The following is a 13,965-nucleotide window of genomic DNA, read 5'->3' on the forward strand; positions in this document are numbered from 1 at the left end:
TCGCACCCCGTGGCTTCGCCGCGGCCGGCCAGCATGGCCGGCGCACCGGGTGCGGCGGCTCGTCCGCTTTTCCGGGCGACCCCGCCCCCTGCTCGCAGGCCCTCTTCTCACCGGCCTCCTTTTTCCAGGAACTTCTCTCTGATCGGGAGTTGAACTGTGGCTCGTCTGTTCGGGACCGACGGCGTGCGCGGACTCGCCAACCGAGACCTGACCGCCCCGCTCGCCATGGACCTGTCCGTCGCGGCGGCGAGGGTGCTGGGGGAGCAGGGCGCGTTCAAGGGGCACCGGCCGGTGGCGGTGGTCGGCCGCGACCCCCGCGCCTCGGGCGAGTTCCTGGAGGCCGCCGTCGTGGCGGGCCTCGCGAGCGCCGGGGTGGACGTGCTGCGCCTCGGCGTCCTGCCGACGCCCGCGGTGGCGCACCTGACCCACGCGCTGGACGCCGACCTCGGCGTGATGCTGTCGGCGTCGCACAACCCGGCCCCCGACAACGGGATCAAGTTCTTCGACCGCAGCGGCTACAAGCTCCCCGACGACCTGGAGGACCGCGTCGAGGCGCGGCTCGGTGAGGAGTGGGAGCTGCCGACCGGCGCGGGCGTCGGCCGCGTCCGCGAGGCGCACGGCGCGGTCGAGCAGTACGTGGCGCACCTGCTGACCACGGTCCCGGTGTCGCTGGACGGCCTGCGCGTCGTCATCGACTGCGCCAACGGCGCCTCCAGCGACGTCGCCCCGGAGGCGCTGCGCCGCGCGGGCGCCGAGGTCATCACGATCGGGACCGCCCCGGACGGGCTGAACATCAACTCCGGCTGCGGCTCCACGCACCTGGAGGCCCTGCAGAAGGCCGTCCGCGAGCACGGCGCGGACGCGGGCATCGCCAACGACGGCGACGCCGACCGCTGCCTGGCGGTGACGGCGACCGGCGAGATCGTCGACGGCGACCAGATCATGGCGATCCTCGCCATGGACCTGCGGGAGGCCGGCGCGCTCGCCGCCGACACCGTGGTCGCGACCGTGATGTCGAACCTCGGCTTCAAGCTGGCCATGCGGGAGGCTGGGATCACCGTCGTGGAGACCGCGGTCGGCGACCGGTACGTCCTGGAGGCGATGAAGGAGGGCGGTTTCGGCTTCGGCGGCGAGCAGTCCGGCCACGTCATCATGCTGGACCACGCCACGACCGGGGACGGCGTCCTCACCGGCCTGCACCTGCTCGCCGCGATGGTCCGCCGCGGGCGCCCGCTGGACGAGCTGGCCAAGATCATGACGCGGCTGCCGCAGGTCCTCATCAACGTCAAGGACGTCGACAAGAACCGCGCGAAGACCTCCCCCGAGCTGGCCGCGGCCGTCGCCGCCGCGGAGGCGGGCCTCGGTGAGACCGGCCGCGTCCTGATCCGCCCCAGCGGCACCGAGCCGATGGTCCGCGTGATGGTGGAGGCGGCGTCGGAGACCCAGGCCCGGTCGGTGGCCGAGCACCTCTCCGGCGTGGTCCGCACGGTCCTGGGCTGACGCGGTCCTGGGCCGGCGCGGTCCTCGGCTGACACGGTCCTGGCCGAACCGGCGAGCCGGGCGGGCGCCGCCCGCCCGGCTAGCTTCCGTCGATCTCCAGCCGGCCGACCTTCAGGTGCTCGATCTCGACGGTCCCGGCCTTGAGATGGCCGATGACGGCCCGCTTCACGGCGAGCTTGCCGATCGCGACGGCGCCGACCGCCACGGCGCCGACGGCCATGGCCCCGAGCGCCAGGGAGCCGAACCCGTTGCCGCCCCGCAGCGTGATCCCGGTCGCGGAGGCGCCGGTCGCCTCGGCCCCGGTCGCCCGCGCGCGCACGGCCTGCTTCGTCCGCACCCGGTGCGGCTCCTGGGCAGTGCCCTCGGCGGCGGCCCCGGCGCTCTCCAAGGCCTGGTCGGCTCCGTCGGCGGCGTCCTTGCCGTGAGATTCGCTCATGGGAGGAGCTTACGGCCGGCCGGCCGTCCTCGCCGGGTCAGCAGCGGCCGAGGAAGTCCTGGAGCGCGTCGTGGTCGGAGCGCGTCACCGGGAGCGAGTACTCCTTCGCGACCGCGATGTACTTGATCGCGTAGACGCACTGGAACCCCTTCTGCGGCTTCCACTCCCCGGGCCCGGAGTCGCTCTTCTCCCGGTTGGGCACGCCCCAGACGGCGAGCAGGTTGTCGTGGTCGTTGGCGAACTGCTCACGCCTGTCCTCGCTCCAGCGGGAGGCGCCCATCCGCCAGGCCAGGGCGAGCGGGTAGACGTGGTCGATCTGCACCTCGGAGGCGTCCTTCTTCTCGAAGGTGATCTGCTTGCCGCTGTAGGGGTCGTCCAGCCGCCCGGCGAGCACGATGCAGCCGCCCTTCTTCTCGACCTTCGTCAGGTCGCGGGCGAGGACGTCGTTGCGCTGGTCGCAGCCGTTGTGGTCGGTGTCCTTCCAGCGCGTCCCGAACTTGTCGCGCCGGTAGCCGCCGTCTCCGCCGGACGAGATCCGCAGTCCGGACAGGTTCTTGCGGGCCTTGGCGGCATCACCGGACGAGGCCTTCTTGGTCGTGCCGGAGGACGGCGAGCCCGTCTCCGAGAGGCCGACGTCGCCCTCGCATCCCGCCGTCGCCAGCGGGACGGCGAGCGCGAGGCCCGCCACCGCCGCCCGCACCGCCCGGGTGCGCGCCGTCCTCGTCCGCCTGGGCTCCGTCCACGCGGTCTCGGTCCACGCGATCTCTGTTCGCGCGGTCTCGGTCCGCGCGGCCTTCGTCGGCACCGGCGCCTGTGTCATGGCTTCACCGTCCTGGGGGGGTTTCTGCGGGTTTTTGCCACCTTGAAGGCAAATAATCGATCAAACCCCATGGCCTGGTGTTCTGCCACATCACCGCGTCGGATACGGCACGATTGCCCCGTGCTGCATCTGAGAGCGATCGTCCCGGCGGAGCGAACCGACGCGGTCTGCAAGGAGCTGGCCGCCTGCGCCGGCGCCACCAACGTCGTCGTGCTCGAGGGCGCCGCCCGGTCTCCGCGGGGCGACGTCGTGACCGCCGACATCGCCCGTGAGTCGGCCAACGAGGTCCTGGACGCGCTGCGCACCCTCGACGTCGACCGGGACGGGTCGATCGCCCTCGACAAGGTCGACCTGACCCTGTCCGACCGCGCCGAGCTCGCCAAGGACCTCGCGCCGGGGCACGGCGACGACGCCGTCGTCTGGGAGGAGCTGGACCGGCAGGTCAGCGAGGGAACGGCGCTGACCTGGTCGTTCGTGGCCTTCCTCGTGCTGGCCACGCAGCTCGCGGCGATCGCGGCGCTGATCGACTCGCCGGTGCTGGTGGTCGGCGCCATGGTCCTCGGGCCGGAGTTCGCGGCGATCGCGGCGATCTGCTACGGGCTCGTCCGGGTCCAGCCCCAACGCATCGTGCACGCGGTGCGGGCGCTGGTCGTCGGGTTCAGCGTGGCGGTCGCCATCACGTACGCGTGCGCGCTCGCCGCACGGTGGACCGGCGTGATCGAGCTGGACCGGCTGCCCGACGAACGCCCGCTCACCGCGTTCATCTACAGCCCGGACCGCTGGTCGTTCATCGTCGCGCTGCTCGCGGGCGCCGCGGGCGTGCTGTCGCTCACGGCGGGCAAGTCGTCGGCGCTGGTCGGGGTCTTCATCTCGGTCACCACCGTGCCCGCTGCCGGGAACCTCGCGGTCGCGATGGCGCTCAGGCACGGCAGCGAGATCACCGGGTCGCTGCTCCAGCTCGGCGTGAACATCGCCGGAATGATCATCGCGGGGACGGTGACGCTGCTCGTGCAGCGGGGCGTGTGGGCCGTCGTGCTGCGGCACCGCGGCCGGAGGGCCGCGCGGGGAACGTGAGGCGGCACGGGAACGTGAGGCGGTACGGAACCCGGGCCGACGCGAGCGACTTAGGTCGACGCGGAGTCGGACCAAAGGCTGCCCCTCATCGCCCTTTAGGGTGACGTGCCGCACCGGACCAGCCACTAGGTTCGACGGTATGCCCATCATCGCCACCCAGGGCCTCACGATGAGGTTCCCCCGGGTGACCGCCTTGGACGACCTCTCCGTGGCCGTGGAGCCCGGCGTCGTCGGGCTTGTCGGCGCGAACGGCGCCGGCAAGTCGACGCTCATCAAGATCCTCCTCGGACTGCTGCCGCCCACCTCGGGGACCGCGACCGTCCTCGGCCTCGACATCGCCCGCGAGGGGCTGCGGATCCGGGAGAGCGTCGGGTTCATGCCCGAGTACGACTGCCTGCCGCCGGACGTGTCCGCGACCGAGTTCGTCGTGCACATGGCCCGGATGTGCGGGCTGCCGCCGACCGCGGCCCGCGAGCGCGCCGCCGACACGCTGCGGCACGTCGGGCTGTACGAGGAGCGGTACCGTCCGATCGGCGGCTACTCGACGGGGATGCGCCAGCGGGTGAAGCTCGCCCAGGCCCTCGTCCACGACCCGAAACTCGTCTTCCTGGACGAGCCCACCAACGGCCTCGACCCCGCCGGGCGCGACGAGATGCTCGAGCTGATCCGGCGGATCGGCGCCGACTTCGGGATCAGCGTCCTCGTCACCTCGCACCTGCTGGGCGAGCTGGAGCGGGTCTGCGACCACGTCGTCATCATCGACGGCGGGAAGCTGCTGCGCTCCCAGGCCGTCGAGGCGTACACGACCGAGAGCGGCGTCCTCACCGTCGAGGTGGACGAGGGACGCGACGTGCTCGGGCAGCACCTCCACGACCAGGGCGCGGCCGTCCGCCCCGAGGGCCGGTTCCTCGTCGTCGACATCGCCGGCGAGCAGACCTACGACCTGGTCCGCGACGGCGTCGCCGAGCTCGGGCTGCGGCTGGTCCGGATGGAGCAGCGCCGCCACCACATCGAAGAGGTGTTCCAGGCGCCGCCCGCACCGCAGGGCCCGGCCGCGGCCGCCCAGCCCGGAACGGCGCCGCCCGGAAAGGCCCAGCCCGGAAAGGCGCAGCCCGGAGACGTGCAGCAGGGAGCGCCGCGATGAGCACCAGCACCATCCACGACATCGGCTACCGGCACTACGACGGGCGCCGCAACGGCCGCGCCTACGTGCTGCGGTCGCTGTTCGTGCACAACCTGCGCGCCGCGTACGGCCTCGGCCGCCCCGCGCGGGCGAAGGTCATGCCGTTCCTGCTGGCGGCGATCATGCTGCTGCCGGCCGCCGGGTCGGTCGCGGCGTTCGCGTTCACCAAGCAGGAGGACGCGCTGTTCCGCTACGCCGCCTACGCCAACATCATGCAGGTCATCGTGGCGATCTTCCTGGCCACGCAGGCGCCGGTGCTGGCCTCGCGGGAGGTGCGCTTCCACGTCGTCCCGCTGTACTTCTCGCGCCCGGTCGGCCATCTCGACTTCGTGCTCGCGAAGGCCGCCGCGATGGCGACCGCGCTGTTCGCGCTGATGGCCGTGCCCGTCACCGTCCTGTACGTCGGCGGACTGATCTCCAAGATGCCGGACCCCGGCGAGCAGGTGCTGAAGTACCTCGGCGCGCTCGTCGGCTGCGTCCTGTTCGCGCTCGTCCTGGCCGCCATCGGGATGGTGGTCGCGGCCTTCACCCCGCGGCGCGGGTTCGGGGTCGCAGCGGTCATCGCCGTCTACATGATCAGCGCCGCGTTCGTCGTCACCGTGCAGGGGATCGCCGAGGCGCAGACGAACTTCACCCTCCAGGGCTGGGCGGGGCTGTTCACGCCGTTCAACCTGGTGGACATCGTCCAGGTGCGGCTGCTCGGTGCGAAGCCGTCGTCGGCCGGGGTGCCGCCCGGCCTCTCCGGCGGCCTGGTCGCGCTCGCCCTGTGCGTCCTGATCATTGTCGGCTCGATCGCGGTCCTCTACCGCCGGTTCCGGAAGGCGGGGCTCTCTTAATGAGCGGAGCGAACCGGGGGGTGTGGGGGGTCGTCCCCCCACAGGGGCAGGGCATGAGCGGAGCGAACCGGGGGGTGTGGGGGGTCGCCCCCCACGAAGGAGCACAGCATGAGTGAGCTGATTCTGGAGAACGTGTCCCGGTGGTACGGGAACGTCGTGGCCGTCAACGGCGTGTCGATGAAGGTCGGGCCGGGCGTCACCGGGCTCCTCGGCCCGAACGGGGCCGGCAAGTCGACGCTCATCCACATGATGGGCGGGTTCCTCGCGCCGTCGTCCGGCTCCGTCACGCTGGACGGGACGCCGATCTGGCGGAACCCGGGCGTCTACCGCAGCCTCGGCCTCGTCCCGGAGCGGGAGTCGGCCTACGACTTCCTCACCGGCGAGCAGTTCATCCTCGCGATGGCCAAGCTGCACAAGCTGCCCGATCCGGGCGGGGCCGCCCGCCGCGCCATCGGCCTGGTGGAGATGGACTACGCGGCCGGGCGCCCCATCGGCAACTACTCCAAGGGCATGAAGCAGCGCATCAAGATGGCGTCGGCGCTGGTGCACGACCCGCCCGTGCTGCTGCTGGACGAGCCGTTCAACGGCATGGACCCGCGGCAGCGGCTCCAGTTGATGGACCTCATCCAGCGGATGGCGGCCGAGGGCCGCACGATCCTGTTCTCCTCGCACATCCTGGAGGAGGTGGAGCGGCTCGCCAGCCACATCGAGGTGATCGTGGCGGGCCGGCACGCGGCGTCCGGCGACTTCCGCAAGATCCGGCGGCTGATGACCGACCGGCCGCACATCTTCCTCGTCCGCTCCTCCGACGACCGGCGGCTGGCCGCCGCGGTCATCGCCGACGGCTCGGCCCGCAGCGTCCAGCTCACCGAGAAGGGCCTGCAGGTGGAGGCGGTCGACTTCCAGCGCTTCACCTGGCTGCTCCCGCAGGTCTCCCGGGACGCCGGCGTGCGGCTCTGGGAGGTCTCCCCGGCCGACGAGTCCCTCGAAAGCGTCTTCTCCTACCTGGTGGCACGATGAATGGCACGATCGCGATGATCACGTTCCGGGCGATGCTCGGACGCAAGCGCGCGCTGCTCCTGCTGGGGCTGCCGCTGCTCCTGCTGGTGCTGGCGGTGGCCCTGAGCGTGACCGGCAACGACGACCTGGACGTCTCGGCGGGCGTGCTGCAGAGGTTCGGCCTGGCGACGCTGCTGCCGCTGCTCGCGCTGATCGCCGGCACCGGCGTGATCGGCCCGGAGATCGACGACGGCCAGATCATGTACGTGCTGACCAAGCCGGTCCCGCGCGAGGTGATCGTGCTGACGAAGCTGGTCGTGGCGATCGTCCTGGTGACGCTGTTCGCCGCGGTTCCGACGCTGCTGGCGGGGCTCATCCTCACGGGCACGACCGCGCAGATGACCCCGGCGTTCGCGATCGGGGTGCTGATCGGCGGCGTCGTCTACAGCGCGGTGTTCGTCGCGCTGGCCGTCGCCAGCCGCAACGCCGTCACGATCGGCCTGCTGTACGCGCTGGTGTGGGAGTCGCTGCTCGGCAACTTCGCGCCGGGCGCCAAGTCGGCGTCCATCCAGCAGTGGTGCCTGTCGGTCGCGGACTCGCTCACCGACGCGTCCCCGGTCAGGTCCACGGTCGACCTGCCGGTGGCGATCGGGCTGCTGGTCGCGGTGGCGCTGGTCGCGACCTTCCTCGCCACGTTCCGGCTCCGCTCCCTCCCGGTGGCCAGCGCCGACTAGCGCCGCAGGAGGCCGCGGTCCATGGCGACGACGACGGCGTGCGTGCGGTCGCCGACGTCCAGCTTCGCGAAGACGCGGAGCAGGTGCGTCTTGACGGTCGCCTCCGCGATGACGAGCCGCCGCCCGATCTCGGCGTTGGACAGGCCGTCGGCGACCGCCCGGAGCACCTCGACCTCCCGGGCGGTCAGTGCGGCCGGTTCGGGGCGGCGCATCCGGGCGACGAGACGCTCCGCCACCCGCGGCGCGAGGACGGTCTCGCCGCGCGCCGCCGCGCGGATCGCCTCGACCAGCCGGTCGCGGGTGGTGTCCTTGAGCAGGTAGCCGATGGCGCCGGCCTCGATCGCGCGCTCGATCTCGGTGTCGGTGTCGTAGGTGGTGAGGACGAGGACGCGGGTCCCGTGCCGGACGATCCCGGCGGTGGCCGCGACGCCGTCCAGCACGGGCATCCGCAGGTCGAGCAGCGCGACGTCGGGCCGGAGCCGTTCGGTGAGGGCGATGGCCTCCCGGCCGTCGCCCGCCTCGCCGACGATCTCGATGCCGGGCTCGGCGGCCAGCAGCGCGACGAGGCCCGCGCGCATGACCGTGTGGTCGTCCACCAGGATGATCCTGAGTCTCGGGGGGATCGGCGGGGGGACCGCGGTCATGTCACGTCCTCGCGGGGATCATGGCGAGGATCCGGGTGCCCTCGCCGGGGGAGCTGGTCACGGTGAGCTCGCCGCCCAGTTCGGCGAGGCGGCGGCGCATGCCGTCGAGGCCGAAGCCGCGGGATCCGGCCACCGCGAAGCCGCGCCCGTCGTCGGTGATCTCCAGCTCGACGCCGTGCGGGTGCGGTTCCAGGACGACGCCGACCGTGGACGCGGCGGCGTGCTTGCGGACGTTGGCGAGCGACTCCTGCGTGCAGCGCAGCAGCGCGATCCGGGTCGTCTGGTCGCACTCGACGTCGGCCAGTTCGGCGTGGACGGTGAGCCCGGTGTCCTCGGCGAACCGGTCGAGGGTGCGGCGCAGCGTCCGGGCGATCGACGCGGGGACGGCGCCGTCCTGGGCCCCGGGCTCGGCCTGCGCCCCCGAGCCGGACTGCGCCTCCGAGCCGGACTGCGCTCCCGAACTGACGAGGACGCGCGCCTCGGCGAGGTTCTCCCGCGCGGTCTGCTCGATCGACAGCAGCTGCCGGCCGGTCAGCTCCGGGTCGGACCGCAGGCCGCCGCGGGCCGCCTCCGCCAGCACGACGATGGACGCGAATCCCTGCGCGAGCGTGTCGTGGATCTCGCGGGCGATCCGTTCGCGCTCGTCGGCGGCGCCCTCCCGGCGCTGCGCCTCGGCGAGCCGCCGCTCGGCGTCGGCGAGGTCGGCTTCCAGGAGCCGGGCCCGCTCGTCGGTCTGCCCGACCACCCGGTGCATCCACAGCCCGAGCAGGACGCCCGCCGCGTACCCGACGAGCGCGGCGATCGAGTTGCCGGTGGGCGGCTCCCCGGCCGGGGCGTGCCGGACGGCGTCGCCCGCGACCGCGGCCGCGGCGGCGGCGCCGCTGAGCAGCACCGCGCGCCGCGGGCTCCCCGCGAAGATCCAGAAGTGCGGGAGCGAGGTGATGAGCAGGGACGCGGCGCCGCCCATCAGGTAGGAGACGCCGCCGATCCCGGCGACCAGCACGCCCAGGGAAGGCGTTCCGGCGGACCGCCGCGCTCCCCGGGAACGTCTCGGTGACCGGGTAGCCGAGCCCGAGCACCGAGAGCAGCGCCAGCGTCGGGGCCCTGGTGCCGTCGGGCTGGTCCGCCACCGCCAGGGCGGGGGGAACCAGCCCGAACAGGACCCAGGCGGCCGCGTACCACCTGCGGAGCGCCCGTGTCTCGGGTCGTTCGCTTGGCCGCACCATGACGATCAGCCTACGATCTGCGGTGCCCGGACCGGCTCGGCGCTCCGCGGAGGCCGCGCGGCGGGCCACCAGCACCGGTCGCCGAGCAGCAGCATCACCGCGGGCAGGACCGTGACGCGGATGACGGCGGCGTCGAGCAGCACCGCCACCGCCAGCGCGAAGCCCATCTGCTTCAGCTCCATGATGTGGACGGTCGCGAACCCGGCGAACACCGTCACCATGACGAACGCGGCGCTGGTCACCACGCTCGCCGAGCCGCCGACCCCGTCCAGCACGGCCTGCCGGGCCGGGGCGCCGCGCAGCGCCGCCTCCCGGATCCGGCTGATCACGAACACCTGGTAGTCCATCGAGAGCCCGAACAGGATCACCAGCAGGAAGAGCGGGACGCGGGAGCCGACCGAGCCGGTGGAGGTGAAGCCGAGCAGGCCCTCCGCCCACGTCCCCTGGAACACGAGGGTGAGCAGGCCGAGCGAGGCGCCGGCCGACAGCAGGTTCAGCACCACGCCGATCAGCCCGAGGACCACCGAGCGGAACGCCCACACGGTCATCGCGAACGTCACCAGGAGCAGCGCCCCGATGACGAACGGCAGCCTGCTCTCCTGGTGCTCGGGATAGTCGGCGTAGCGGGCCACGTCCCCGGTCACCGCGGTCTCGACGCCGAGCCTTCCGACGGTCCGCGGGACGTACTCGCCGCGCATCCGCTCCAGTGAGCGCCGGGCCTCGTCGGTGCTCGCGTGGTGCGGGACGGCGAGTTCGAGGAGGTGGATCCGCCCGTCCGGCGAGGTGCGCAGCTCGGACGTACCGGCGAGCAGCGGGTCGCTTTCGGCCCGTTCCGCCAGGTCGCGCAGGGCCGCGGTCACCTCGTCCGCGCGGGCGGCGTCCGCCCTGACGACGACCTGGTGCATGGCCTTCAGCTCGGGGAACGCCGCGTTCAGCCGGTCGTAGGTCCGCATCGCCGGGATCTCGCGCGGGTGGCTGTCGCGGCCCATGTCCGTGAGGTCGATGCTCAGCAGCGGCGCGGTCAGCGCCAGCATCGCGGCCAGGGCCACGGCGAGCGTCACGGCCGGGCGCCTCCCGGTGGACCGCAGCACCGCCCGGGTGATCCGGCCGCCGCCCGTGCGCGGCGGCTTCGGCGCACCGCCGCGCCGGACGGCCCACCGCTCCGCCCATCCGCCGAGCTTCGCCAGCACCGCCGGGAGGACGGTCAGCGAGCTGACGACGGCGATCAGCGTGACGACGATCGCCGCGGTCGCGATCGAGGAGAAGATCACGTCGTCGGCCAGGTAGAGGGTCGCGCTGGACGCGGCCACCGCCAGCCCGGACACCACCACCGAGCGACCCGAGGTGGCCGCGGCGACCTCCACGGCCGCCCGCGCGCTCAGCCGGCCGCCCGCGCGGGCCCGCTCCTCCCGTTCCCGCTTGAGGTAGAAGAGGGTGTAGTCGACGCCGACCGCCATTCCGATCAGCAGGATGACGCTGGCGCCGACCCCCGCGTCCGGGAAGACGTGCGAGGCGAGCATCGACAGGCCGATCGCCGCCGCGATCGAGGTCAGCGCGAGCACCACCGGGACGACCGCCACGGCGAACGAGCCGAACACCACCAGCAGCGTGACCAGCGTGATCGGCAAGGCGATCACCTCGGTGCGGGCGAGGTCGTCGTCGCGCAGCTCCTCGACGCCCTTGCTGATGGACGGGCCGCCCGTCTCCTCCACCGTCACGTCCGGGTGCGCGGCCCGCACGGCGGCGGTCTGGGCCAGCAGCGGCTCGACGTGCTTCTTGCCCTGGAGTTCGGAGCCCTTCAACGTCACGTCGACGCGGACCGCCGAGCCGTCCCCGGACCGCACCGGCGCGGACACCGACTCGACCTCGGGCAGCCGCCCCATCCGCGCGGCGGCGTCCCGGGCCGCCGCGTCGGCCGCCGCGCCCCGGCCGGTGACCAGCACGTGCTCGACGGGCCTCTGCTGGAGCCCGCCCTCGGCGGCCATCGCCTCCCCCCGCCCGGCCTCGCCGATCCGGAAGTCCTCGGTCGTGGCCGCGTGCCCGCCGGCCGCGACGCCGATGCCGAGGCACAGCACCACGAACAGCAGCCAGGCCGCGATCCCGCGCCAGGGATGCCCGGCGCTCCACCGGGCCATGCGTACTAGAAGATCCGTCATACCGGGAATGCTGGCCGCGGGACCCCCGCGCGCATGAGCCTCGACCGGTGGAACCCGCCGTCCACCGATCGGTGGACGGCGGGTCAGGGGCAGGCGGGGCAGCGGGTCAGGCGGGGCCGTCGGTGAGGCGGGTCAGTTCGGCGAGGATCTCGGACGAGGTGACCGGGTCGAGCGCGCCGAAGGGATGCTCCGTGCCGGAGTAGCGGCCGGTCATCAGCATGACGCGCTCGATCTTCTGCTCCGCGAACTCGTCGGGGTCGATGACGCGGATGCCGGGCTCGAACGCGACCATCACGTGCCGGTCGTCCGGCGTGATCAGGTTGACCTGGCGGCGGAACCCGCCGGTCTCCTTCTCGCCGAGTTCCCAGCCGCGGGACGTCATGCCCATGAGCTTGCCGAAATGGACCGCGTGGCCCTCGAAGCGGGCCAGCCGGGCGGCGCCGCGTTCGTCGTCCGCGAGCTCGTGCACGGGACGTCCCAGCTGCGGGAACGGCTGGAGGATCTCGTAGTCGGCGAAGACCCGGCTCCAGGCCGCGACGGTCTCCTGCCCGAGGAGCACCGGGTGCGGGAGCGTCACGCGGGCGTCCGGCGGGAGGACGCACTCGTCGTCGTGGACGTCGGCGAGCGTGCCGTCCTCGGCGATCCGGAACGCGGCGCCGTCCGCCGACCACACCAGGCGGCGAGCGACGTGCCGCATCAGCGGGTGCGCGCCGAAGACCGAGCGGAACTCCTCGGGCGTCCAGGAGCGCCCGGCCGTCATCGCCTTCTCCAACCGCCTGACCTGGTCGGCGGCGACCGTCCGCGCCTCCTTCCTCAGGTCGGCGAACCGCTTGTAGGCGGGCGGAGCGAGGGTCGCGTCGTCCTTGGCGCCCGGCTTCGGCAGCGTCTTGCGGGGCTTACCGTCCTGATCGGTCACGAACGGCTTGAGCTGCTCGTCGAAGCCGACGAGGAAGCGGCGCGGGCCGTAGTCGAGGGTCATCGAGCCCTCGGCGTCCAGGCCGAGGTCGGGGACGATCCGGTCCGCGAGCTGCTCGGATGTGAGCCCGCGCTCCCGGGCGATGGCGTTCAGCCGGCCCTGGGCATGGCGGCGCATGTGCTTGTGGTCGGCGCCCCGGCGGGCGAGGCGGTCCAGATGGCGCAGCTTGTCGTCGGCGGGCGCGTCGATCGCCATGAGGACGTCTAGAGCGGACAGCCCCTTGAACGTCCAGGTGTAGTAGTTGTCCCACCGCGCCATGTGATCTGCCAGCCGGGCGGCCGTCGCCGCGTCGCCGAAGCGTCGCAGGGCGTACTGGACGCCCTGCGACGTCCACAGCCCGCTGCCCCGGTCGTTGAGCCTCAGTGCCCAGGTGAAATCGGCCAGCGAGGCCGGGTCGCACAGCTCGGCGACCTGCTCGCACCCGGGGTAAGGGTCCTCCGGAGTGGAGATCAGCAGCATCGTCACGAAGTGCCGGACGGCCTTCACCGGCAGCGCCCGGTCGCGGTCGCGCAGCAGGATCCTCGGGAGCTTGGCGACGGTCTCCTCGTCCCACTCCGGCAGCTCGTCCGGGTACTGGTCCAGGGGGTCGACGCGCAGCGCCTCGATCGCGGCGGCCGCCTCCTCGCCGTAGGCGCGCGCCGCCTCCACGATGCAGCCGCTGCCGTGCTCGCGGGCGATCAGCGCGAGGCCCTGCTCGGCCTTCGCGCGCTTGGGGCCCGGCTTGCGCAGCGCCTCCGGGACGACGAACGGCGCGGCGGCGGGCCCGTGCCAGGTGAGCCAGAGCCGCGCGGCCTCGTCGACCCGGCCGAGCACGCCGATCATGATCTGCGCCGTGGCGTCGTCCACGAACGGGACGAGTGCCTCGGCGCAGGAGTGGTGAGCCTTCGCCGAGTTGAGCACCAGCCGGTGGGCGGCGAGGCCGCGCCGTGCGGCGAACTGCTTGAGCGGGGCCCGGTAGACGAACCCGGCCCAGTCCTCGAAGTAGCGCTCGTCGGCGAGGAGCTCGGCGGCGAGGTCGTCCGGCCCCCGCATCACCAGCCAGTAGTAGAGGCGGGCGCGGTCCCCGCCCCGCGGGGACCGCAGCGCGTCACCGCTGCGGAAACGCTCGGCCAGTGCCGCCCACTCGGAGTCCTCGGGGCATGGCTCGTACGCCTTCCGGAAGGTGTCCGGCACCTTGGCCCACTCTTCGCGCAACCCGGGCGGCCAGGACTCCGTAACGGGCGTCTTGGGACGCTTCAGCCCTTTCAGGACGACCGGCTCGGCGCTCGCGCGCGTCCGGCGGTTCCAGGGTGGATCGACCAGCAGGCGGGGCAGATCGCTCTCGGGGGCGTCCTCGACGGTGAGGGTGTCGGTCATGGCTCCAGTCTCACGGTGGGCACGG

The 13,965-nt window shown here is 73.0% G+C and carries 12 protein-coding genes; 6 read left to right on the forward strand and 6 right to left on the reverse strand.

The window, feature by feature from the left end; genetic code table 11:
* The first annotated feature begins 156 nt into the window (after positions 1-156).
* Positions 157-1,500, forward strand: coding sequence for a phosphoglucosamine mutase (gene glmM, locus FKD65_RS28870; protein ID WP_141580689.1), 1,344 nt, complete (start codon positions 157-159; stop codon positions 1,498-1,500).
* Between the two features lie 79 nt (positions 1,501-1,579).
* On the opposite strand, the gene FKD65_RS28875 is transcribed toward glmM, so the two are convergent.
* A complete protein-coding gene (locus FKD65_RS28875) occupies positions 1,580-1,936 on the reverse strand; it encodes a hypothetical protein (RefSeq protein ID WP_240809648.1) in 357 nt (118 codons plus the stop codon).
* A 37-nt stretch (positions 1,937-1,973) separates the two neighbouring features.
* Positions 1,974-2,756 (reverse strand): HNH endonuclease family protein, encoded by a 783-nt coding sequence (locus FKD65_RS28880; RefSeq protein ID WP_141580691.1) that lies wholly within the window; start codon positions 2,754-2,756, stop codon positions 1,974-1,976.
* A 120-nt stretch (positions 2,757-2,876) separates the two neighbouring features.
* Here FKD65_RS28880 and FKD65_RS28885 point away from each other — a divergent pair, with 120 nt between their 5' ends.
* From FKD65_RS28885 to FKD65_RS28905, 5 genes are all read left to right on the forward strand, one after another.
* Positions 2,877-3,830, forward strand: a complete 954-nt coding sequence (locus FKD65_RS28885) for a DUF389 domain-containing protein (protein ID WP_141580693.1) — start codon at positions 2,877-2,879, stop codon at positions 3,828-3,830.
* A gap of 139 nt (positions 3,831-3,969) precedes the next feature.
* Complete coding sequence (locus FKD65_RS28890; RefSeq protein WP_141580696.1) at positions 3,970-4,974, forward strand: ABC transporter ATP-binding protein; 1,005 nt, start codon at positions 3,970-3,972, stop codon at positions 4,972-4,974.
* Positions 4,971-5,849: an ABC transporter permease gene (locus FKD65_RS28895; RefSeq protein WP_141580698.1), complete on the forward strand. Its 879-nt coding sequence runs from the start codon at positions 4,971-4,973 to the stop codon at positions 5,847-5,849. The genes FKD65_RS28890 and FKD65_RS28895 overlap by 4 nt, the downstream gene beginning before the upstream one ends.
* Before the next feature lie 108 nt (positions 5,850-5,957).
* Positions 5,958-6,869, forward strand: coding sequence for an ABC transporter ATP-binding protein (locus FKD65_RS28900; RefSeq protein WP_141580700.1), 912 nt, complete (start codon positions 5,958-5,960; stop codon positions 6,867-6,869).
* The gene (locus FKD65_RS28905; protein ID WP_141580702.1) at positions 6,866-7,582 is read left to right on the forward strand and encodes an ABC transporter permease; all 717 of its coding nucleotides are present in this window, start codon (positions 6,866-6,868) and stop codon (positions 7,580-7,582) included. The genes FKD65_RS28900 and FKD65_RS28905 overlap by 4 nt, the downstream gene beginning before the upstream one ends.
* Here the strand turns inward: FKD65_RS28905 and FKD65_RS28910 are convergent.
* The 4 genes from FKD65_RS28910 to FKD65_RS28925 form a co-directional block, all read right to left on the reverse strand.
* Positions 7,579-8,226, reverse strand: coding sequence for a response regulator transcription factor (locus FKD65_RS28910; protein WP_141580704.1), 648 nt, complete (start codon positions 8,224-8,226; stop codon positions 7,579-7,581). The two genes, FKD65_RS28905 and FKD65_RS28910, sit on opposite strands and share 4 nt — an antisense overlap.
* 1 nt (position 8,227) lies before the next feature.
* A complete protein-coding gene (locus tag FKD65_RS28915) occupies positions 8,228-9,229 on the reverse strand; it encodes a sensor histidine kinase (RefSeq protein WP_205718279.1) in 1,002 nt (333 codons plus the stop codon).
* Between the two features lie 228 nt (positions 9,230-9,457).
* Positions 9,458-11,608, reverse strand: coding sequence for an MMPL family transporter (locus tag FKD65_RS28920; RefSeq protein ID WP_141580706.1), 2,151 nt, complete (start codon positions 11,606-11,608; stop codon positions 9,458-9,460).
* A 106-nt stretch (positions 11,609-11,714) separates the two neighbouring features.
* Positions 11,715-13,940, reverse strand: coding sequence for a DUF4132 domain-containing protein (locus FKD65_RS28925; protein WP_141580708.1), 2,226 nt, complete (start codon positions 13,938-13,940; stop codon positions 11,715-11,717).
* Between the last annotated feature and the right edge of the window lie 25 nt (positions 13,941-13,965).

The organism is Actinomadura sp. WMMA1423 (assembly GCF_006547145.1).
Taxonomy (GTDB): domain Bacteria; phylum Actinomycetota; class Actinomycetes; order Streptosporangiales; family Streptosporangiaceae; genus Spirillospora.